Origin of the sequence: Phenylobacterium sp., assembly GCF_030697305.1 — a bacterium.
Taxonomy (GTDB): domain Bacteria; phylum Pseudomonadota; class Alphaproteobacteria; order Caulobacterales; family Caulobacteraceae; genus Phenylobacterium.
Genome location: NZ_JAUYQL010000120.1, coordinates 1 through 20,061 on the forward strand (window position 1 = coordinate 1; position 20,061 = coordinate 20,061).

16 protein-coding genes and 1 pseudogene are annotated in these 20,061 nt (G+C 68.9%); 10 read left to right on the plus strand and 7 right to left on the minus strand.

What is annotated here, in order from left to right:
* Together Q8R27_RS12555 and Q8R27_RS12560 are read left to right on the plus strand one after the other, a co-directional pair.
* Positions 1-612, plus strand: a pseudogene (locus Q8R27_RS12555) (glycosyltransferase family 2 protein); the annotation flags it as partial.
* Complete coding sequence (locus Q8R27_RS12560; RefSeq protein ID WP_305699339.1) at positions 603-965, plus strand: hypothetical protein; 363 nt, start codon at positions 603-605, stop codon at positions 963-965. The pseudogene Q8R27_RS12555 and the gene Q8R27_RS12560, both read left to right, overlap by 10 nt.
* Here the strand turns inward: Q8R27_RS12560 and Q8R27_RS12565 are convergent.
* Genes Q8R27_RS12565 through Q8R27_RS12575 form a run of 3 tightly spaced genes read right to left on the minus strand, consistent with a single transcriptional unit; the run spans position 940 to position 3,517 of the window.
* Positions 940-2,304, minus strand: coding sequence for a hypothetical protein (locus Q8R27_RS12565; protein ID WP_305699340.1), 1,365 nt, complete (start codon positions 2,302-2,304; stop codon positions 940-942). The two genes, Q8R27_RS12560 and Q8R27_RS12565, sit on opposite strands and share 26 nt — an antisense overlap.
* On the minus strand, positions 2,301-2,777 hold the full coding sequence (locus Q8R27_RS12570) for a hypothetical protein (RefSeq protein ID WP_305699341.1): 477 nt from the start codon (positions 2,775-2,777) through the stop codon (positions 2,301-2,303). Before Q8R27_RS12570 ends, Q8R27_RS12565 begins: the two co-directional genes overlap by 4 nt.
* Positions 2,774-3,517: a cyclopropane-fatty-acyl-phospholipid synthase family protein gene (locus Q8R27_RS12575; RefSeq protein WP_305699342.1), complete on the minus strand. Its 744-nt coding sequence runs from the start codon at positions 3,515-3,517 to the stop codon at positions 2,774-2,776. Before Q8R27_RS12575 ends, Q8R27_RS12570 begins: the two co-directional genes overlap by 4 nt.
* A 140-nt stretch (positions 3,518-3,657) precedes the next feature.
* Here Q8R27_RS12575 and Q8R27_RS12580 point away from each other — a divergent pair, with 140 nt between their 5' ends.
* Positions 3,658-5,019, plus strand: coding sequence for a hypothetical protein (locus Q8R27_RS12580; protein WP_305699343.1), 1,362 nt, complete (start codon positions 3,658-3,660; stop codon positions 5,017-5,019).
* Here Q8R27_RS12580 and Q8R27_RS12585 read toward each other — a convergent pair.
* Positions 5,016-6,047 carry a sulfotransferase family protein gene (locus tag Q8R27_RS12585; protein ID WP_305699344.1) on the minus strand — a complete coding sequence of 344 codons (1,032 nt, stop codon included), beginning with the start codon at positions 6,045-6,047 and terminating at the stop codon, positions 5,016-5,018. The two genes, Q8R27_RS12580 and Q8R27_RS12585, sit on opposite strands and share 4 nt — an antisense overlap.
* 124 nt (positions 6,048-6,171) lie before the next feature.
* Between Q8R27_RS12585 and Q8R27_RS12590 the strand changes: the two genes are divergently transcribed.
* From Q8R27_RS12590 to Q8R27_RS12600, 3 genes are read left to right on the plus strand one after another with little or no spacing between them, the layout of a single operon-like run.
* Positions 6,172-8,121, plus strand: a complete 1,950-nt coding sequence (locus Q8R27_RS12590) for a hypothetical protein (protein ID WP_305699345.1) — start codon at positions 6,172-6,174, stop codon at positions 8,119-8,121.
* Complete coding sequence (locus tag Q8R27_RS12595; protein ID WP_305699346.1) at positions 8,118-9,143, plus strand: hypothetical protein; 1,026 nt, start codon at positions 8,118-8,120, stop codon at positions 9,141-9,143. Before Q8R27_RS12590 ends, Q8R27_RS12595 begins: the two co-directional genes overlap by 4 nt.
* Positions 9,144-9,180: 37 nt before the next feature.
* Complete coding sequence (locus Q8R27_RS12600; protein WP_305699347.1) at positions 9,181-10,434, plus strand: hypothetical protein; 1,254 nt, start codon at positions 9,181-9,183, stop codon at positions 10,432-10,434.
* A 7-nt stretch (positions 10,435-10,441) separates the two neighbouring features.
* Here Q8R27_RS12600 and Q8R27_RS12605 read toward each other — a convergent pair whose 3' ends face one another.
* Positions 10,442-11,203, minus strand: a complete 762-nt coding sequence (locus tag Q8R27_RS12605; protein ID WP_305699348.1) for a DUF6270 domain-containing protein — start codon at positions 11,201-11,203, stop codon at positions 10,442-10,444.
* A 242-nt stretch (positions 11,204-11,445) separates the two neighbouring features.
* On the opposite strand from Q8R27_RS12605, the gene Q8R27_RS12610 reads away from it, so the two are divergent.
* The 4 genes from Q8R27_RS12610 (at position 11,446) to Q8R27_RS12625 (ending at position 17,181) form a co-directional block, all read left to right on the plus strand.
* Complete coding sequence (locus Q8R27_RS12610) at positions 11,446-13,173, plus strand: type I secretion system permease/ATPase (protein ID WP_305699349.1); 1,728 nt, start codon at positions 11,446-11,448, stop codon at positions 13,171-13,173.
* Positions 13,170-14,540, plus strand: a complete 1,371-nt coding sequence (locus tag Q8R27_RS12615) for an HlyD family type I secretion periplasmic adaptor subunit (RefSeq protein WP_305699350.1) — start codon at positions 13,170-13,172, stop codon at positions 14,538-14,540. The genes Q8R27_RS12610 and Q8R27_RS12615 overlap by 4 nt, the downstream gene beginning before the upstream one ends.
* Before the next feature lie 225 nt (positions 14,541-14,765).
* A complete protein-coding gene (locus Q8R27_RS12620; RefSeq protein WP_305699351.1) occupies positions 14,766-16,358 on the plus strand; it encodes a calcium-binding protein in 1,593 nt (530 codons plus the stop codon).
* An 88-nt stretch (positions 16,359-16,446) separates the two neighbouring features.
* A complete protein-coding gene (locus Q8R27_RS12625; protein WP_305699352.1) occupies positions 16,447-17,181 on the plus strand; it encodes a transporter substrate-binding domain-containing protein in 735 nt (244 codons plus the stop codon).
* On the opposite strand, the gene Q8R27_RS12630 is transcribed toward Q8R27_RS12625, so the two are convergent.
* Together Q8R27_RS12630 and Q8R27_RS12635 are read right to left on the minus strand one after the other, a co-directional pair.
* Positions 17,178-18,431: a CynX/NimT family MFS transporter gene (locus tag Q8R27_RS12630; protein WP_305699353.1), complete on the minus strand. Its 1,254-nt coding sequence runs from the start codon at positions 18,429-18,431 to the stop codon at positions 17,178-17,180. The two genes, Q8R27_RS12625 and Q8R27_RS12630, sit on opposite strands and share 4 nt — an antisense overlap.
* Before the next feature lie 88 nt (positions 18,432-18,519).
* On the minus strand, positions 18,520-20,061 hold a 1,542-nt coding region (locus Q8R27_RS12635; RefSeq protein ID WP_305699354.1), incomplete at its 5' end, for an AMP-binding protein.

The following is a 20,061-nucleotide window of genomic DNA, read 5'->3' on the forward strand; positions in this document are numbered from 1 at the left end:
GGCGTGCGGGTGTTCGGCAACGCGGCGCTGAGCTTCGCGGCCAAGGTCTCCAGCGGCTACTGGAACATCTTCGATCCGACCAACGGCTATACGGCCATAGAAGCCTCGGTGGCCGAACGGCTGATGGAGAAGCGCGTCTCGCGACGGTTCTTCTTCGAGACCGATCTGCTCTATCACCTGAGCACGCTACGCGCGGTGGTCCGCGACGTGCCCATGCCCGCCCGCTATGGCGAGGAAGTCAGCAACCTGCGGATCGGCGCCATCGTCGGGCCGTTTGCGCTGAAGCACGCGCGCAACTTCTTCCAGCGCATCCTGGGTCAGTACTTCGTGCGCGACTTCAACGTCGCCACCGTCGAGTTGATCTTCGGCCTGCTGTTCCTCGGTTTCGGCGTCAGCTACGCGGCCCACTGGCTGTGGATCCGCGCCGAGGGTCAGCCCGCTTCGCCCGGCGTGGTCATGGCCGCCGCCCTGCCGGTGATGATCGGCGTCCAGTTCCTGCTGCAGGCGGTGAACTTCGACGTGCTGAATGTGCCCACGCGGCCGATCCATCCCTACCTGCGCGCCATCGCGCGCATGGAGGCCGAGGCCGAGGAAGATGCGCAATGCCGCTGAAGGACCTGCTGCTGTGCGCGAGCTTCGCGGTGGTGCTTCCGGCCGGCCAGGCGATGTTCAAGTGGGCGGCGGTTCACCATGCGTCGCTGCAGGGCGACCTCGCCACGCGGCTGCTGCACAACTACCCGCTGATGGCCGCCTTCGCCTGGTATGGGGCGAGCGCGCTGTTGTGGTTCTACATCCTCACACGGGTGCCGCTCAGCGCCGCCTATCCGGTGGCGATCCTGGGTTCAGGCCTGGTGCCGCTGGTCGCCTGGCTGCTGTTCAAGGAGCCGCTGTCCTGGCGTTTCGCCGTCGGCTACGGGGTGATGCTTGTGGGCTTCCTGATCATCGTCCGGCCCTCCGCCGGCTAAGGCAGATCACGCCAAGCACGACGATCAGCGCGCAGATCGCGTTCGGCGGAAAGATGTAGCGGGCGTCGGCCGCCGGCGCGACGACGAACAGCAGTCCGACATAGGCCGCCGAGCCCAGCCAGCCCGCCGCCAGGATCAGTCGCCCTGGGGCGCTCGCAAAGCACGCGGCGAGCGCGATCAGGCCGGCCAGCGCGTGCAGTACGAACGGGCGCCGCCACAGCGGCTGCGAATTGCGCTCCACGAAGCCGCCAACCTGGGCCGCCGCCTCGGGCCTCGACAGCCGCACGCCGAACCGGTTGGCGTCGATCCCGCCGTGCACCGGATAGAACACGCCGCGCTTGGCCATGCCGAGCTGCTCGACCAGCACCAGGGTTCGGTGCGCCAGGTAGCAGCGCCACTGGCGCGGGATCTCGCGCCGCCACGCGGCCTGCACCGCGCCGGCCCCGTCGGTCTGCAGGATCGGGGGTACGCCGTCGCGCGGCTGGTAGGCGAGCTGCAGGTGGCGTGGATCGTAGGCCCGGCGAAGCTGGTCGCCGCTGATCGGCTTGTCGGCGGTGACGGCGGGCGGCAGCAGGCTGCGGTCCAGGCAGGCGGACATGCCGATCAGGTCGAAGGCCTGGGTGGCCGAGAACGCCTGCGGCGGCGGCGGGCGCGCGAGGTCGGGCAGCCGCCAGACCGTCGAGGCGTAGGCCAGCGCGCAACCCAGCGCGGCGAACGCCAGGGCGGCGAGGCGTATGCGCGCGCCGCTGGCCTCGCCGAACGGCTGCAGCACCATCAGGCCGAGCAGGGCGAACACCAGCGGAAAGGCGTTGTAGCGCAACGCCAGCGCCAGGCTGAACGCCGCCGCGGCGCCCGCCAGCAGAAACTTGCTCCGCACCTGAGCTGCCGCCAGCCACAGGGCGATCCCCAGCAGGGTGAAGCTGGCGGTGGTCACGTCGCGCCATTGTGCGGCGAGGCTCCCCAGCAAAGGCGGGAACAGCACGAAGGCGCCGGTGAACGCGACGAAGGCCATGATCACTACGGGCGCCCGCTTCACGGCCAGGCTGAAGATCAGAGCAGCGGCGAAGAACAGGATAGAGGTCTGGGCGGCGAACAGGCCGCCCGGACCCGCGCCAAGCCGTTCGGAGATCCAGAACAGATAGGCGTGGGCGGGCGGCCACAGCATGGTCTCCACGCCCAGGCGCGCCTCGGTGTAGGCATAGACGCTGTCGTAGGACATCAGCCCCGGCCACAGGGGCCAGCAGAAGCTGGCGGTGACCAGCGCCGCCAGCGCGGCGGCAAGGGCCCAGCGCGGGCGATGCAGGGCGAGGCCGAAGGCGACCGGCGCGCTGATCGTCAAGGCGCGATCCGTCCCAGCGGGCAGGCGCCTGAGCCGATCACCGCCAACACCTCCAGCTCGCCGCCGATCGAACGGGCGTCGATCTGCCAGCCGGTGGCGGCCGATGTCACGTCGGGGCGGACGGCCGGGACGTCGGCGCGGGGCCGGCCTCCGTCGCCGGCTCCGACGATGAGACCGTCGCGCACGACGATGATCCGCATCGCCGGCTGATGGGCGCGTGTGTCCCAGGCCCAGCCGACGATGCGCGCGCCGGCCGGCGGGCCCTTGAAGCGCTGGGTCACCGTGTCGACGGCTCCGGCGCACCCCGCCGTTTCAATGAACGCCTCGCGCAGCCGTTCGCCGATCAGCGGCGCTGCCCAAGCGGGCGCGGGCGGCGGGTGGTCGCCGGGGGCGGACGGCTTCGTCCATTCGGGCTGGTCACAGGCCGCCAGGCTGATCGCCAGCAGACCCAGCAGGAAGGCGTGCGCCCTCATGCGGCGAACCGCTGCGACCAGTCGGCGGCGACGCCGGGCCTGGGTTCACGTGCGACGATGAAGCGGTAGAGCGAGAGTTGCCGCCCCACGCCCAACGCGCGCACCTCCACCCGCGCGAACAGGTCGGCGATCAGCGCCTCGATCTCGGCCGCGGTGTTCAGGTGCTCGTGGCGCATGAGGATCCCGTAGTCGAGGCCGTGCCGCAGGCGGAACTCCAGCCCCGTGGTCGCCATCCAGCCGATCTTCCAAAGCAGGCCTCCCTCGCTGGGGATCGCCACCCGCAGGGCGCCGCCCTCCTCCAGCAGCGTCGCGCAGCGCGCCAGCAGCGCCGGCAGGTCGGCGACGTGCTCGAACGCGGCGATGCTGGTGATTCGGGCGTAGCGCCGGTCGGCGGGAACCTCGGCGATGTCGGCGAAGACGTCGCGGATCCGCCCACGCTGCGGCGCGTCGCGATACAGCGCCTCGAACGGCTCGACGACGTCATAGGCCGCGCCGGGGGGTTCGAATGGAAGTTGGTTGAGGGTGCCGGCGCCGATCTCCAGGGTCGCGGCGGGGCCGACGGCCCGCACATCCTCGGCGACCCGGATGTGCATCCAGCGTTCCAGCCGCTGCGCCGCCGAGGCCGCCGTCGTCGCGCCCTGCCGGTTGTCCAGATACTGGGCGGCGTAGATCTCGCGAAAACGAGGCGGCAGTTCGGGGCGCGTCTTGGGATAGCGCGCCAGCAGTGGTTCGTTCGGCATCAGGGTCTCCGGCGCGCGGCGCCAACATAGGCGAGCCGACGCGTCGTGCGAGGGCGTTTTTTTGCGGCTTTCCTGTCGCGGTGGGCAGCGCTAGGACGAAACCCGGTCAGGCCCGTGCGACGGGCGGAAAAGGGCATCGGTTGGACGCACGCACCCCCCGTCCCGCAGGCGCCGCCGCGGCGCTGGCCTATCGCGTGACGGTGGGCGCCGGGTTGGCTGCGACTCTGGCCGCGAACCTGCCGGGCCATCTTTCTTATGACTCGGTGATCGCGCTCTACGAGGGCCGCACCGCGATTCGCCAGACCTGGGCGCCGGCAGCCTATTCCTGGATCCTCGGCCGCTTCGACGCCTTGCACGCCGGGACCAGCCTCTACGTCACCGCCAGCGCGCTGCTGCTCTACCTGTCTCTGATGACCTTGCCGTCGCTGCGCCCGCGCACCTCGTGGCTTGCCGCGCCGGTGGCGCTGGCCGCCATGCTGACCCCGCAACTGTTGATCTATCAGGGAATCGTCTGGAAGGACGTGCTGTTCGCCAACCTTGCCGTCGTCGGCTTCATCGCCCTGGCGCACGCCGAGCGAGGATGGGTGGGGCGTGCCCGGATCGGCCCCTTGGCCGGCGCCCTGGTCTGTTTCGCCCTGGCCGGACTAGTGCGCCAGAACGGCCTCGTCGTAGTCGCGGTTGGCGCTGTGGCGCTCGCCTGGATCGCGCGGGGCGGAGGCTGGCGCGCGAGCCTCGTCTGGGGACTGGGCGGCTTTGTCGCCGTCTGCGTCGTGGCCGTCGCTTTCGACGCCGCGGTCAAGCCCGTTAAGCACGTCCCGAAGCTGCGACCGGAGGCGGCCGCCCGCGTCCTGCAACACTACGACGTGGTCGGTGCGGCGGCCCACGACCCCAAGCTGGCGCTCACTGACATGACGCCCGCCGCCGCCGCCATCGTCGCGGCCGACGCGCGCAGCGTCTATTCGGCAGAGCGGATCGACACGCTGGGCCAGTCGCCCAGGCTCGGCCGCGCGCTCTGGCGCACGCCGGACGCAGCGATGTCGCGACAATGGCGCGATGTGGTGCTGCACAGCCCCAGCGCCTATCTCGCCCACCGGTTGGCGGTGTTCGACCAGGTGCTGGAGACGCCGGCGCTGGACCGCTGCCTGCCGGTACACGTGGGCGTCATCGGCCCGCCGCCGATGATCGCCGAGCTGGGGCTCGTCCCCGAGATCGACGTCCGCGACCAGGCGCTGGCCGCGTATGCGGCGCGGTTCTTCAAGACGCCGGTGTACTCGCACCTGACCTGGCTGCTGGTCGCAGTTGCGGCAGGCATCGTGCTGCTGCTGCGCCGCGCGCCCGGGGACATGCCGATGGCCGCGATGCTGGTCGGCGCCGTGGGCTTCACCGCGAGTTTCTTCGTACTCTCCGTGGCCTGCGACTACCGTTACCTCTACGCGCTCGACCTGTCGGCGATCACGGCGCTGATCTACCTGGCGCTCGATCCGCGCCCGAGTCGCCGCTAGTCGGACAGCAGGGCGTCCAGCGTGGCCTCGGCCGCGCTGCGTTCCTCACGCAGGGCTTCATACAGCGACTGCAGATAGGCGTGGTTCTGACGCAGTTCGATCAGTTCGCTGCGCGCCGCGTCCAGATCCCGCGTGGTGGCTGAGACCAACGGCCCCATCGCCAGGCGCATCTTGTCCAGCCTGGCGCGTGCCCGGGTCAGCAGCGCCGCGTCCGGTTTCGCATCGTCCGCAGCGGCGGCGAACCAGTCGAAGACGTCCTGGGCGACCGCGCCGGCGTCGCCAGCGCGCGCCAGGCTGTCGTCAGTCTCATTGTGCCGCAGGTCTGGCGTGAGGAACCGGTCGATGGCCTCGCCCGCCTTAGCGTCCAGGCCTGGCAACGCCGCCGCGTGGCCGGCCTCGATGCGCGCGGCCTGCGCCCGCCAGTCCGTGAGCAGGGCGTCGTAGCCGATGAAGGCGCGGGGCAGGTCGCGGGTGTAGGCCTCCGCGGCGAGCATGTAGGCGCTCCACAGCAGCACGGACTTCTCCACGGAGAAGCCGTTGCGGCGGCCCAGCGAGGCGGCGACCGCCAGCGGATGGCGCACGGGGATCACGCAGCGCGCGGCGATGCGCCGTTGCCCGAGGATCTCGCGCCAGAACGGCAGCAGCACCGTGACACGCGGGTCCTTCATAAGCGGCAGGCGCGCGCCAGCGTATTCCTGGTCGAACAGCGCGCCGCCCTCGTCGCGCCAGCCGGACTCGTCGGCCGCGGGCAGGGGCCGATGGGGGAAGCCGAAGACGTCGTCCCAAGCCCCGCCGCCGGCGCGCAGGCGGCGGTCGTTGAACATGGCGATCTTCCAGGGTTCGAAGTAGCCCTTCTCGTTGTGCTCATCGCCCGGCATCACATTGGCCGGCAGCTCGGCGCCGGCCAGCGCCAGCAACTGCGTCGCCGCCGACGTCCCCGAGCGGTGCATGCCCAGCACCAGATAGGCGGTCCGCGCGGCGGAGGGACCGACGATGGGCGAAGGAACGGAGGCCGGCGGCGGTGTCATGCAACTTCCAGTGACGCTTGGCGAACCGCTCTATGGCCGCGCGGCCGGAGGGGCAAGACCCGCGCGTGGTTGATCGTGCGGGACAATCGTTGCACAGAGCGGATCGTCCCAAGGGGAAGGCGCCATGGCCGCTACGGCCTCGAACGATGAAATCCAACTGGCGATCGCCGCGGCGATGGATGCGGATTTCTACCGGGCCGTCTATCCTGACTTCGCCGCCTCGCGGATGACGCCCTGCGCCCACTACGCGAGCCTGGGGTGGCGCGAGGATCGCGATCCCGCGCCCTGGTTCTCGACACGCCGGTATCTGGAGCTCAATCCCGACGTGGCCGCGGCGGGCGTCAACCCGCTGTTCCACTTCATCACCGCCGGCGGGCGCGAGGGCCGCGAGATCGCCGCTTCCAGCGAAGGCGACGCCTACCGCGCACGGCTGCGGCGTCAGCGACGCCACGGCGCCTGGCGGTTCGATCCGCCTGAACCGCCTGAAGGCGCCACGCGCGACCCTGCGCTGAGCGCTTCGCCCAGCGAACGCGCCATGGTCGCGGCCGAGTTTGACGAAGCCTTCTATCTCGACGCCAATCCCGACGTGGCTGACGCCGGCGTCGACCCGCTGGAGCATTTCCTGGCGCTGGGCTGGCGCGAGATGCGCGATCCAAACCCCACGTTCTCGATGGTCGATTACATCGACGCCTATTCCGACGTGGCCATGTCGAGCGCCAACCCGTTCGTCCACTACCTGACCCGCGGCCGGCCGGAGGGACGCAGCGCGCAGCACAACCTGGGCTTCCGCTTCGACGTGATCTCCAAGCTCGCGCCGGTCGACGAGCGCGTGGAGCAACTTGCCTACGTCTGCGCGGCCCTGCCGCACGACCAGCCGCAAACTCTCGCCCAGGCGCTGGCGGCCCGGGCCGACGGTCTGACCGACGTGCATGTGACGTTCAGCCACGACGACTACCGTCTGAACGTCGGCGGCGTTCAGCTCTGCCTGCAGCGTGAGTCGGCGAACATCCGCGCGCGCGGGCGCAGCCATCTGCATTTCCATCCCGCCAAGGCCTGGCCGGCGTTGCGCGCGGCCGTCGAGACCTGTCCGATCGGCGTCGTGCTGGACGGCGAACTGCTCGGCGAATTCGAGATCCACGCCGTGATCGACGCCCTGGCGGCGCTTCCGGCGAGCGGCGATCGCAGCTTCGCGATCCACAATCTGCTGGGCCACAGCGTCGATGAGGTGCTGGGCCTGTTAGGCGCGTTGGGCCTCAGCGACGGCTATTTCTGGCTGCACGACTTCGCCAGCCTGTGCGCCGGCTTCCACCTGATGCGCAACGACGTGCAGGACTGCGGCGCGCCTGCGCCCGACAGCCCGGCCTGCGGGGTCTGCGCCTACCAGCCGCTGCGCAGCCGACACCTGGACGATCACGGACGCCTGTTCGCCGCGCTTGGGCTGACCGTCGTGTCCCCGTCCGCTTCGGCGCTGGCCGCCTGGCGGGCCGGTTGGACCCACCCGGCGAAAGCGGCGATCGTCCATCCCCACGCCCGCCTGAGCGAGCCTGAGCCGCCAGCCGATCCCCCCGCCGGTCCGATGCGAATCGCCTTCCTGGGTATGGCCGCGCCGCACAAGGGCTGGCCGATCTTCCGCGACCTGGCGCTGAAGTTCGCCGACGACCCGCGATATGCCTTCCTGCATCTGGGCAAGCGCGGCGGCGGCAGGCTGCCGATCGCCTTCCATGAGGTCTCCGTCTCGGCCGAGCGTCCGGACGCCATGCGCGAGGCCATCGTCGAGCTCGATGTGGACGCCGCGCTGATCTGGTCGCTGTGCCGCGAGACCTTTTCCTTCACCGCCTATGAGGCCGCCGCGGCCGGGGCCGCCGTGGTCACCGGTCCCGACAGCGGCAATGTGGCGGCGTTCGTGGCCGCCGACGGCTGCGGTCGGGTGCTGGCCGACGAAGCGGCGCTTTACGCGGCCTTTGAAAGTGGCGCGATCCTGGAACTGGCGCGCGCCGCGCGTCGCCCAGGCCTCCGCACCCTCGAATACAGCGCACTCAGCGTCGATCTGATGGGCGTGAGGGCGCCCGTATGAAGGTGCTCTGCTACTCCAGCTTCACCTTCACCTACCTCAATCGGGCGCGCGTCCTGTTCCAGTCGCTCCGCCGGCATCATCCGGAGTGGGAGCTGGTGGCGCTGATCACCGACACCGCGCCCTCGGACTTCTCCTTCGAGCCCGAATCGGAGCCGTTCGACCGGGTGGTGTTCGCCGACCAGCTGGGCGTCGCCGACTTCCCAGGATGGCTGTTCAAGCACGACGTGGTCGAGGCCTGCACCGCGGTGAAGGGCCCGTTCATGCTGCAGGCCTGCCAGTCGGGCGCCGATGCGGTGATCTATCTCGACCCCGACACGACGGTGTTCGAGAGCCTGGCGCCGCTGGAGCATTGGCTCGAAGACCACGACATCCTGCTGACGCCCCACCTGATCGACGCCAACGACGATGTCGCCGCGATCCTCGACAACGACCTGTCCGCCTCGCGCACCGGGATCTTCAACCTGGGCTTCGTCGCCGTTCGCGCCCGTGGCGAGGGCCTGCGCTTCGCCCGGTGGTGGAACGATCGGCTGCTCTCGTACTGCTACGACGACATGCCCAGCGGTCTGTTCGTCGACCAGCGGTGGTGCGACCATGTCCCGGCGCTGTTCGACAAGGTCAAGGTGATCCGCGATCCGGGCTATAATGTCGCGAGCTGGAATCTCAGCCGCCGCACGCTTGAGATCGGCAAGGACGGCGCGATCCGGGTGAACGGCGCGCCGCTGCGTTTCTGGCACTTCACCAAGCTGGGGCCGCTGGGCGACACCATGACCCGCCGCTACGCGGGCGGGAACTTCCCGGTCTATGAGATCTGGAGCTGGTATCGCCGCCAGATCGCCGCGGCCACCGACCCTGCCATCCCCGAGCGTTGGTGGAGCTATGCGTCATTCGCCGACGGCACGCCGATCGCCAAGGCTGAGCGCGTGCTCTATCGCCAGCGCGGCGACTTGCAGGCCGCGTTCCCAGATCCGTTCGCCAGCGGGCCCGGCAGCTATCTCGAATGGTTGCGCGCGCAACCGAAGTGACTATCCGCTAGGCGCAGCGGAAAACTGTACGGCTCTCATGAAAATGACCACGAAGGCGGAGATGGCGATACAGGATGGGCCGGGTGCGCCGCAGCCCTCGGCGCTGCTCAGCAAACTGGACGCCGTGGCGACCCAGCTGGTGCGTGCGCGCGACGACCGGCGGCTGGCCGACCTCGACCACGCCCGCGAGGCGATGATCCGCAGCGAGCTGACCCGCGCGCTGTGCGACGCGCTGGTCGCCCGCGCCCAGTCCCTGGCCGACCTCCGCGCCCGGACGCTGGCCCTGCATCGCGCGTCGTCTCCGCGCCTCGAACGCCGCCGCAACCGCCTCAGCCGCCGCATCGACCGCTGGCTGCAGCGCGCCGGGCCGATTGGACACGCCGCGATCATCGCCCGCTCGGGCCTCTGGCGCGTCGACGGCGCCGGCCTGCGCCCACGGCTGGGCGCACTGCGCAATATGCTGCGCTACGCCATGCGGCGTGGTGATCCGGCCGCCCAGCCGGACGTGCTCCTCGACGAGGCCTGGTATCTCGAGGCGAATCCGGGAGTCGCCGGCAAACGAGGGGGGGCTTTGGTCCACTACCTGATCGATGGTCGGCTGGAAGACCGCGCGCCGGGGCCGCTGTTCGATCCAGCCTTTTATCGTGCGAGCCAGGCCGGCGAGCTCGCGCGCACCGGGCTCTCGCCGTTTGAGCATTTCGTGCTGAGCGGCGCGGCGGACGGTGTCGACCCACATCCGCTGTTCAGCGTCGCGCACTATCTCGCGTTGATTCCGGGATTGGCCGGGGCGGGCGTAAATCCGCTGGATCACTACCTGCGCGACGGCGCCGCTGCAGGCCTCAGCCCGCATCCGCTGTTCGATGTCGACTGGTATCGCGGCCAGCTCGAACCACAGGAAGCCGCCGACGCTTCGCTGCTTCACTACCTGCGCGAGGGATGGCGGCGCGGGCTGAAGCCGCATCCCCTGTTCGATCCGCTCTGGTACCTTGAGCAGTATCCCGACGTGCAGAGCGCCGGCATGGAGCCGCTCACCCACTATGTCCTGACCGGCGCGCGCGAGGGCCGCCATCCCAGCCCCTGGTTCGACGCGCCGCACTACATGGCGGTCCGCGGCGTCGGCCTCGCTCCGGGCGCCAACCCGCTGGTCGATTACCTGGAAGGCGGCGCCTGGCGGATCGGCGAGCCGAGGCCCGGATTCCCGAACGCCGCCTACATCGCCGCGCGACCGCACGATCTGGTGCGCGGCATGACCCCGCTGGAGCACTGGGCGCGGGGCGGCCGGGCGGACTAGAGCCAGCTCAGACGCCCAGGGCGCGCAGCTGACGCCAGATCTCGGCGTAGTACTCGGGGATGTAGTGGAACGGGCTGAGGCCCCAGCGATGATCGCCGTCGGCGATGCGTTGCGCCGGCGCGCTGACGCGCGCCGCCTCCGGCGCGAGCGCGGTGAACGCCGCCTGGTAACGATCCAGCAGGGCGTTATGCCGGCGAAGGTCGGCGGCGCGGCCGCCCCATAGCTCGACATTCTCGATCGCCCGCAAGCCGTCGTCGCCCGCACGATAGTGGGTCGCCCATTGCGCCTCATGCAGGATCAGCCGCGCGGCGCGCAGCGGCGTGGCGCGGATCAGCGCCAGCATCTCGCCGGCCGCCTCCATCCACAGCCGGTCGCAGGTTCCGCCCAGCCGCGCGATCGGCCGGGCGGGCGCCAGCGCCGGCTGGGACAGGTAGCCTGACATCTCCAGCTCCCAGCTATGGCTGGCCAGCGCGGCGCCGATCGCCAGCAGGTCGAACCGCTCGTCGATGAAGTCGAAGATCAGGTGGGTCGGACGCCAGGTCACGAGCTCGGCCATCGTCGTCTTGGTCAGGTCGTTGACCATCGCCTGGTGTTGGTGACGCTTCAGGCCATTGGGAAGCGCCTCGGCAGGCTGGAAGCCTTCCACCGCCGGGCTGAACAGGCTCGGGAGGCTGGTGCGCGAGATGTACAAGAGTTCATTCGCCGGCTCGCCCTGGATAGGCCACAGGTCCCGCGTAATGCAGCTGCCGATGATGGCCACCCTCGACATGATGCCTCCAAACCGCCTCGCGAGGCTTCTTAGCATGCCGTGGAACGGGCGTGGCCGCGATCCCGCGCCGCGACCCTTTGACCGGCCCATTGACACGCGAGTCCGCGCCGATCATCTGTCGGCCGCCCTCGGCGTTCCGGCCGTTGCGGCGTTACGGCTGGGTCGGCCGGGCTTCGTTCACCATAGCCTGATATGATACGGCGATTGGCGACCACGGGCTTTCGCGAAACGGCGCGACACGCATGAAGATGTTCAGCTATCTGGCGAATCAGCCCGACAACGTGGTCACGCGCGCCTTGCGCGAAGGCTACGGTCCGCTGGGTTTCGCCTTCGCGTTCAGCCTGGTCAGCAACCTGCTGTACCTGGCCATGCCGCTCTATACCTTCCAGGTCTATGGCCGGGTGATGATCAGCCAGAGCCAGGCGACGCTCTGGGCGCTGACCGCGGTGACGCTGTTCATCTTCGCGATCTCCAGCGTCATCGACAACTATCGCGCCCGCATCCTGATCAACTACGGAACGTTGCTGGACCAGCGCGCCTCCGGACACATCTTCTCCAGCCTGTTTGACGCTGCGGTGCGCGGCGATCCTGGCGCGCGGGCCCAGGCGCTGCGCGACATGGACACCTTCCGCCAGACGCTGACCGGCGTGGGCGCCGCGGCGATCTTCGACCTGCCGTGGATTCCGGTGTTCCTGATCGTCCTTTTCATCATTGATCCGCTGATCGGCGTGGTGACCACGGCCGGCGCCGTCGCCCTGCTGATCCTCGCCCTGATGCAGGAAAAAGCTACGCGCCCGGCGCTCAAGGAAGCCAACGATGCGGCGCTGCGCAGTTATGCGTTCACGGATTCAGCGCTGCGCAACGGCGAGGTCGTGCGCGCCATGGGCATGTTGCCGACGCTGGGCGCGGCGTGGTCGCGGTTCCGCGCCGTGGCCGTCGAGCGCGGCGTCGCCGCCAGCGAGCGTTCCAATGTGCTGGGCGACACGATCCGCGCCGTGCGCATGGGGATGCAGGTGCTGATCGTCGCCATCGGCGCGGCCCTGATCCTCCAGGGCAAGATCCACATGGGGATGCTGTTCGCCAACATGATCCTGGCCAGCCGCGCGCTGGCCCCGATCGAGCGGGTGGTCGGCTCCTGGGAGGCGCTGAACAACGGCCAGCGCGCCCACGAGCGGCTGATGAACCTGCTGTCAAAGGCTGAGGCGCCGTCGCCGCGGACCACCCTGCCGCGGCCGCTGGGACGACTGAGCGCCGAGGGGGTCAATTTCGCGCCGCCCGGGGCGGCGAAGCTGCTGATCACCGGTGTGAGCTTCGTGATCGAACCCGGCGAGGTGATGGGCCTGATCGGGCCGTCAGGCGCCGGGAAGTCGACCCTCGCCAGGCTGCTGATCGGCATCTGGAAGCCCACCAGCGGAACCGTTCGCCTGGACGGCGCCGACATCTTCGCCTGGGACCGCGGCGACCTCGGCCGTCACGTCGGCTACCTGCCGCAGGACACCGAGCTGTTCGCAGGCTCGGTGCGCGACAACATCGGCCGTTTCCGCGACGACGTGAGCGATGAGGAAGTGGTGGCCGCCGCCCAGATGGCCGGCGTCCACGAACTCGTTCTGCGTATGCCCAAGGGCTACGAGACCGAGGTCGGCGAGGGCGGCGTCGTACTGTCGGCCGGCCAGCGTCAGCGCGTCGGCCTTGCCCGCGCACTGCTGGGGGAGCCGGCGTTCGTGGTGCTCGACGAGCCCAACGCCAGCCTCGACGCGGAGGGCGAGGAAGCCCTGGTGCGCGCGGTGGAGGCGCTGAAGGCCAAGGGCGCGACCATCGTGATCATCTCGCACAAGCCGAACATCTTCCGCCCGGCCGACAAGATCCTGTTGCTGCGCGACGGCCGGGTGGAGCTGTTCGGCCCGCGCGACCAGGTGATGAACCGCGTGACCAAGCCTGCCGAAGTCCGCGCTGTGGAGGCCGGTCGATGAAGCTGGAGCTGGGCCCGCTGCGCCGCAGCTACGTGGCCCCCAACTTCACCGGCGAGCCGGACGCCAAGAGCCAGGAACTGACCGACCGGGTGCGCCGCCCGATCGTGGTGGGCTCTGCGGTGATCGGCGCGATGGTGCTGGGTCTTGGCCTGTGGGCCGGGATCACGCCGTTGAGCTCAGGCGTGTCCGCGCCCGGCCAGGTACGTGTGGAGTCCAACCGCAAGACCATCCGTCGGCGCGAAGGCGGCGTGGTGAAGGCGATCCTGGTGCGTGAAGGCGACCGCGTGCGCCCCGGCCAGCCCCTGCTGGTGTTCGACGAAGTGCAGGCGCGCGCCGGCTTCGACGTGATGCGCAATCAGGCCGATTCGGCGCTGGCGCAATCGGCGCGTTATCAGGCGGAGGCCACGGGGCGACCCAGCATCACCTTCCCGGCCGACCTGAACGCCAGGATGAACGACCCGCGCGTCGCCTCGATGGTGCGCGATCAGCAGTTCCTGTTCACCTCGAGACTGCAGTTGTTCAACAGCCAGCTCTCGGTGCTGAACCAGCGCGTCCAGCAACTTGAGACCAACGTCGAGGGCCTGCAGGCTCAAGTTGATTCGGTCGACGAGCAGGCGCGCCTGACCCGCGAGGAGTTGGCGGGCTACCAGACTCTCTTTGAGAAGGGCTACGCGCCCAAGACGCTGATCCTGCGCTACCAACGCGCGCTCGCCGACCTGGGCGGGCGCAAGGGGCAGCTCATTTCGGATATTTCCAAGACCCGCGAGCAGATGGGCGAGGCGCGCATCCAGATGTCGGCGCTGCGCAATCAGCGCCAGACCGAGGCCGCCGACGGCATGCGCGAGATGCAGTCCAGGCTGGCCGACGCGTTGCCGAGACTGTCGGCGACCCAACAGACGCTGTCCGAAACCACGGTGCGTTCGCCTGTGGACGGCTACGTGCTCAATTTGTCGCAGTTCACCGTCGGCGGCGTCGCCGGCGCGGGCGAAGTCCTGATGGACGTGGTCCCTGCCGATACGCCGCTGGTGGTCACCGCCATGGTCCGGCCGCAGGACGTGGAGAACGTCCGCGCCGGCATGTCCGCGCGCGTGCAGCTCCAGGGCGTCAGCCGTCGCTGGGTCAGCCCGCTGCCAGCCACGGTGGTGACGGTTTCCGCCGACAGACTGGTCAATGACAAGACGGGCGAGGGCTATTTCCGCGCCGATCTGCGGATCGATCCGAAGGATATCGCCAAGCTCGCCGACGGCGTGAAGATGACGCCGGGCATGCCTGCCGACACCATGATCGTGACCGGCAAACGGACTGTGCTGGGCTTCCTGCTTTCACCAATAACCGACACGCTTAGTCATGCGTTTCGAGAACAGTAACCAGACCTTAGCATTCGACGGCCATTTAACGGATTAGGCACCGTGATCGGGACCCTTTTTGGTGTTGCGCAAAAACCGCGACTCCGATAGGTCTTCCCTCGGGCTCGTTTAACCTTCCGCCGTAGCGACGCTATGGCGTTCGGGAAAATGGACCGCTGGGACTGCTCCATCGGGGATGGAGGTCAAGCGTGCCGGGGGTCCATGTGACACAGACTGGAGAGATCTATGGCGACTTACGTTTATGAGACGATCACGGCGGCTCAGGCCCTCGCGGTCCTGACCACGGATAACGTTATTGTACAGGGCGGCACCGCGAATGCGGTGACGGTCGTCTACAACGCGGCGACGCCGACCCAGGCCGACACCATCACCATCACCATCGGTGCGCGGTCGGTGACCTTCGGCTCCAACATCGCGACGGTCGCCCAAGCTGGCAACGTGGTGATGCCCGACGGCACGCTGCTTTACATCGGCTACACTGGCAACGACCCGTTCACGGGCGCGGCGACGGGCGATGCGGCGTTCGGCGGCCTGGGTACGGATACGCTGAACGGCGGCGGCGGCAACGACCTGCTGCAGGGCAACCAGGGCAACGACAGCCTGGTCGGCGGCACGGGCAACGACACCGTCTACGGCGGCGCCGACAACGACATCATCTTCGGCAGCGACACCAACGCCAGCGGCTCAGGCAGCAATTTTCTGCAGGGCAACAAGGGCAACGACACGATCACTGGCGAAACCGCGTCGGATACGATCCTCGGTGGTCAGGACAATGACAGCATCGTCGGCAACGGCGGCGCGGACTACCTGAGCGGCGACCTGGGCAACGACACCGTGGTGGGCAACACCTCGGCTGACCAGATCTTCGGCGGCGACGGCGCGGACTCGCTGGTCGGCGGCGGCGGCGCGGACGTGCTGAACGGGGGCGCCGGCAACGACACCTTCACCAGCGGCACGGCGGCTGTAACGGTTTGGGGCGGTCAGGACGACGACCTGGTGACGCTCGGCACGGGGGGCGGCACGGTCAACGGCAACGAAGGCGCTGACACCCTCAACGGTACGGCAAACGCCACGGGCGGCGACGTCCTGCTGGGCGGCCAGAACAACGACGTCATCGCCGGCAACGGCGGTGCGGACACGCTCAACGGCAACGAGGGTGACGACAACATCACCGGCGGCGCCGATGCGGACACCATACTCGGTGAAGATGGCGACGATGTGCTGACCGGCAATGCTGGAGCCGACACCATCACCGGCGGCGCCGGTGACGATGCGATCAACCTGAACGCCGGTTCGGCGACGACGATCAATGTCGGCGACGGCGGCGTGGGTGACGATACGATCACCGGCGGCGCGGATCGCGACAGCATCACCGGCGGCGACGGCAGCGACATCCTGCTGGGCGGCGCCGGCACCGACACAATTTCCGGCGGTGTGGGCAACGACACCATCAACAGCGGGGCCGGCAAGGACCAACTGACCGGCGGCGCCGGCCAGGACCGCTTCGTCTTCGGCCTCGGCGACTCCGGTTCGACCGTCGGCTCGTTCGACCTGATCAACGACTGGGAAGCCACCGATCGCCTGAGCTTCCCGGGTGCGGCCAGCCTGAACTACACGGAAAGCACGCAAGCGGACTTCGCTACGGCGGAAACCTTCGCCAACGCCCAGATCGCAGGCGGCGCGGCGGTGGTCGCGGTGCAGGTCGGAACTGACGTCGTCGTGTTCGCCGACACCGGCGGCAACGGCGGGACCTACGAGGACGCCATCGTCCTGGTGGGCCGCACGATCAACGACATCTCGAGCACCAACTACGTCTAGTATCCGAGGTCATCGGAAGTGAAGATCGAGGCCGCCCTTCGGGGCGGCCTTTTTCTTTTTGACGAACTCAAATCCCGAGAACCGCTCCATGACCACAATCGCCCAAGAGCTCGCTCCCACGGGGGTGCTGCGCGCCGCGATCAATCTCGGCAACTTTCTGCTGGTCACCGGGCGCAGCGAGGCGGGTGACCCGCAGGGCGTCTCGCCCGATATGGCCCGTGCGATCGCCGAGCGCCTGGGCGTGCCGGTGCGCTATGTGCCGTTCGCCGGCCCTGGGGCGCTGGCCGACGCGGTGGACGACGACGCCTGGGACATAGGCCTGATCGGCGCCGAGCCCAGCCGCGCCGAGAAGATCGATTTCACGCCCGCCTATGTGGAGATCGAGGCCAGCTACATCGTTCCGGCCGGTTCACCCTTGCGCACCATCGCCGACGTCGACCAGCCCGGCGTGCGGATCGCTGTCATGGCGCGCAGCGCCTACGACCTTTGGCTGGAGCGTAATATCCGGCACGCGACCCTGGTGCGCGCAACCTCAATCCCCAACGCTGTTCAACGCTTCGCCGACGAGGGGTTGGAGGCGCTTGCGGGGCTGCGCCCCGGATTGATCACCGACCTGCAGAGCTTGCCCGGCGCTCGCATCCTCGACGGGCGGTTCACCGCTGTGCAGCAGGCCATCGGCACGCGAAAGGCCAATGTCGCCGGGGCCGCCTTCCTCACCGCCTTTGTCGAGGAGGCCAAGGCTTCCGGCCTCGTGGCCAGGCTGATCGAGCGTCACGGCGTCGCCGGGCGCCTGACGGTCGCCCCACCCGGACGTGACGACTAGGCTGGCTTCACCTTCGGGTGGCGCACCAGAACGAGCCCGCTGAGGATCAGCGCGACGCACACCACGCTCACCGCGATCAATGGCATGCTGAAACCGCCCGACAGGTCGTGCAGCACGCCGATCGCGAAAGGTCCGCCGACGCCGCCGATCTCGGCCGCCGCGAAAAACAGTCCGCTGGCCGGACCGGCGTTCTCGCGGCCGACGCCGGGCGTCTCCACCAGGATCAGCATGGCCAGCGTGGTCATTGAGCCGCGAGCGAACCCTTGCAGGATCAGGCCCAGACCCAGAGGCGCGCCCGGCGGTGAATGCAGCAGGAGGCTAGCGGCGAAGGCCACCACGAATAGGACGATCAGGATCGGCACGCGGCGTCTCGGCGTCGCGAACTTCGGGATCAGCAGGGAGGCGAAGATGCCGACGAACGTCGGGATCGACGCCCACCATCCCGCGACCGCCGGCGCCATGCCGCTGGCGTGCAGGATCTCTGGCAGCCAGTTGTTGAGGCCGTGGTTGAAGAAGAAGATGCCGATGCTCATCGGCAGGATGAATTGCACCGTGCGCAGACCCAGCAGATCGCGCATGATCTGGCCTTCCGGACGCTTCGGTTCGTCCTTCAGGCGCGCTTCCATCGCCCGGCTGGCCGGGTGCGCGGTCAGGACCAGCCAGACCAGGCCGGCCGCGATGATCACGCTGGCGTAGAGCAGCAGGCAGGCCCGCCAGTTGTCGCCGAACAGCGGCAGCACGATGCTGTGGGTGAAGGCGAGCGCTGACACCTCACCCAGCGCTGCGCCGGTCGCATAGATCCCGATCGCCATCGGCCGTTCGCGGCTCTCGAACCACAGCGCGACCACGGTCGGCGCACCGACCGACATCATCGGCCCGCCGATGCCGAACACGGCGACCGCCAAGAACATTGAGATCTCGCCGGTCGCCACCGCCCGCAGGACGCCCGACAGCGCGATCGCCGCCACCGCCGCCAACAGCATCCGCCTGGGTCCATATCGCTTGAGCAGCGCGCCGCACGGAATGGCGGAGAAGATGTAGACAAACTGCCAGGCGCCCATGATGCCGCCCAGCGCGCCATAGCTAATGTGCAGGTCGGCGGAGATCTGCCCGACCAAGGGCGCTATGCTGGCGGTGGTCAGGCCGAAGCTGAAATACAGGAACCAGACGCCGCCCAGCATCGCCCAGCGATAGGACGGCAACTTTTCGGGTGGAGCGGCGGCGTCGGTCGGATGGGCCGGTGTCGTCATCGCCCGCGAGCATGCTCTGCGTGCGGACGGTCATCAAGCGATGCGGATCGTTCCCGAAGGCCGGGGCGGGCGAATTTCACCGCCGCCGTCAGGAAACGCCCCGCGCACGCCCGCGCCAATAGGGTTCGCGCATGGCCTTGCGGTCCAGCTTTCCGAGTCCGGTCAGCGGTATCTCGTCGACGAAGTCGATCGACTTGGGCGACCAGGGCGCGCCGCGCACGGCTTTCACATGCGCCTGCAGTTCCGCCTCCTTGGCGCTCGCGCCCGCCCGCAGGGTGACCAGCGCCTTGACCGCTTCGCCCCACTTGTCGTCGGGCACGCCGATCACGCCGGCCATCAGGACCGCCGGGTGGGACATCAGGGCGTCCTCGACCTCGCGCGGGAAGATGTTAAAGCCGCCCGAGATGATCAGGTCCTTGGTGCGGTCGACGATGTGCAGATAGCCCTCGGCGTCACGCCGGGCCACATCGCCCGTGTGCAGCCAACCGCCTTCGAACAGTTGCGCCGTCAGCTCCGGCTGCTTCCAATAGCCGTTGCAGACCAGCGGCCCACGCACGCAGATCTCTCCCGGCTCACCTTCGGCGACCTCCCTGCCCTCGGCGTCCAGCAACTTGACCGTCGTCAGCGCCGTCGGACGACCGCATGCGGAGAAGCGCTCCGGCTTCGACAGGTCATGGTCGACCATGCGCAGGGTGGTGATGCACTCCGGGCACTCCGACTGGCCATAGAGCTGCAGGAACACGGGGCCAAAGGTGTGGATCGCCCGCTGCAGCCGGTCGGGCGACATCGGCGCCGCCCCATAGATGATCATCTTCAGCGACGACAGGTCGTGGCGACCGCGGATCTCCTCGGCCTCCAGCAGGCTGTTGATCACCGTCGGCACCAGGAAGGTGGCGGTGATCTTCTCATCCTGCACGACCTGACAGAACTGCTCCGCGTGGAAGCCCGGGATGAAGCGCGTGTAGCCGCCCATCATCATCACCGGATAGGTCTTCACGCCCGCCGAATGGCTGAGCGGGGTGACGAGGGCGTAGCGCAAGTCCTTCGGCCATTCCCATTCGCCGCCGACGGTGGCCGCGAAGGCGACGATCGAACGGTGGGGCAGCATCACCCCCTTGGAGCGCCCGGTGGTGCCGCCGGTGTAGCTCAGCCAGGCGATGTCCTCGGGGTCGGCTTCGTCGATCAGCGGCGCGGACTGAAGCGTCGGCAGCAGAGCCAGCACGTCGATCGCGCCGTCCAGCGGTCCGACGGCCAACAGATGCTTCACGCCGGCGCATCGCGCCTGGATCGCCTTGGCGCGTTCGCCGTACGGGCCGGCGTCGACGATCAGCGCCTCGGCCTCGCAATCCTCCGCGGTGAAAACGTGATCGGCCTCCGCCGACATCGGATGCAGCGGGGTGTAGCGGATGCCCATCAGATTGGCCGCGCAGACCGAGGGCCACACCTCGGCGCGGTTCGAGGTGAGCAGCATCACCCCCGAACCCTTGCCCAGCCCCAGCTGACGATAGAGCGTCACGTAGCGGCCGATCTGGTCGCCCAACTCGGCATAGGTCCAGCTGATGCGCCCGTCCGATACCGCTGGACGCTCGGCGAAGCGGACCACGGCGTCGATGATCAGTTGGCCCAGGGT

Bases quoted from the DNA above. Each gene is read 5' to 3' on its own strand.
- Q8R27_RS12630 (WP_305699353.1), bottom strand. From the start codon at position 18,431: ATGACGACACCGGCCCATCCGACCGACGCCGCCGCTCCACCCGAAAAG.
- Q8R27_RS12625 (WP_305699352.1), top strand. From the start codon at position 16,447: ATGACCACAATCGCCCAAGAGCTCGCTCCCACGGGGGTGCTGCGCGCC.
- Q8R27_RS12585 (WP_305699344.1), bottom strand. From the start codon at position 6,047: ATGACACCGCCGCCGGCCTCCGTTCCTTCGCCCATCGTCGGTCCCTCC.
- Q8R27_RS12600 (WP_305699347.1), top strand. From the start codon at position 9,181: ATGAAAATGACCACGAAGGCGGAGATGGCGATACAGGATGGGCCGGGT.
- Q8R27_RS12595 (WP_305699346.1), top strand. From the start codon at position 8,118: ATGAAGGTGCTCTGCTACTCCAGCTTCACCTTCACCTACCTCAATCGG.
- Q8R27_RS12570 (WP_305699341.1), bottom strand. From the start codon at position 2,777: ATGAGGGCGCACGCCTTCCTGCTGGGTCTGCTGGCGATCAGCCTGGCG.
- Q8R27_RS12610 (WP_305699349.1), top strand. From the start codon at position 11,446: ATGAAGATGTTCAGCTATCTGGCGAATCAGCCCGACAACGTGGTCACG.
- Q8R27_RS12590 (WP_305699345.1), top strand. From the start codon at position 6,172: ATGGCCGCTACGGCCTCGAACGATGAAATCCAACTGGCGATCGCCGCG.
- Q8R27_RS12620 (WP_305699351.1), top strand. From the start codon at position 14,766: ATGGCGACTTACGTTTATGAGACGATCACGGCGGCTCAGGCCCTCGCG.
- Q8R27_RS12575 (WP_305699342.1), bottom strand. From the start codon at position 3,517: ATGCCGAACGAACCACTGCTGGCGCGCTATCCCAAGACGCGCCCCGAA.
- Q8R27_RS12615 (WP_305699350.1), top strand. From the start codon at position 13,170: ATGAAGCTGGAGCTGGGCCCGCTGCGCCGCAGCTACGTGGCCCCCAAC.
- Q8R27_RS12560 (WP_305699339.1), top strand. From the start codon at position 603: ATGCCGCTGAAGGACCTGCTGCTGTGCGCGAGCTTCGCGGTGGTGCTT.
- Q8R27_RS12605 (WP_305699348.1), bottom strand. From the start codon at position 11,203: ATGTCGAGGGTGGCCATCATCGGCAGCTGCATTACGCGGGACCTGTGG.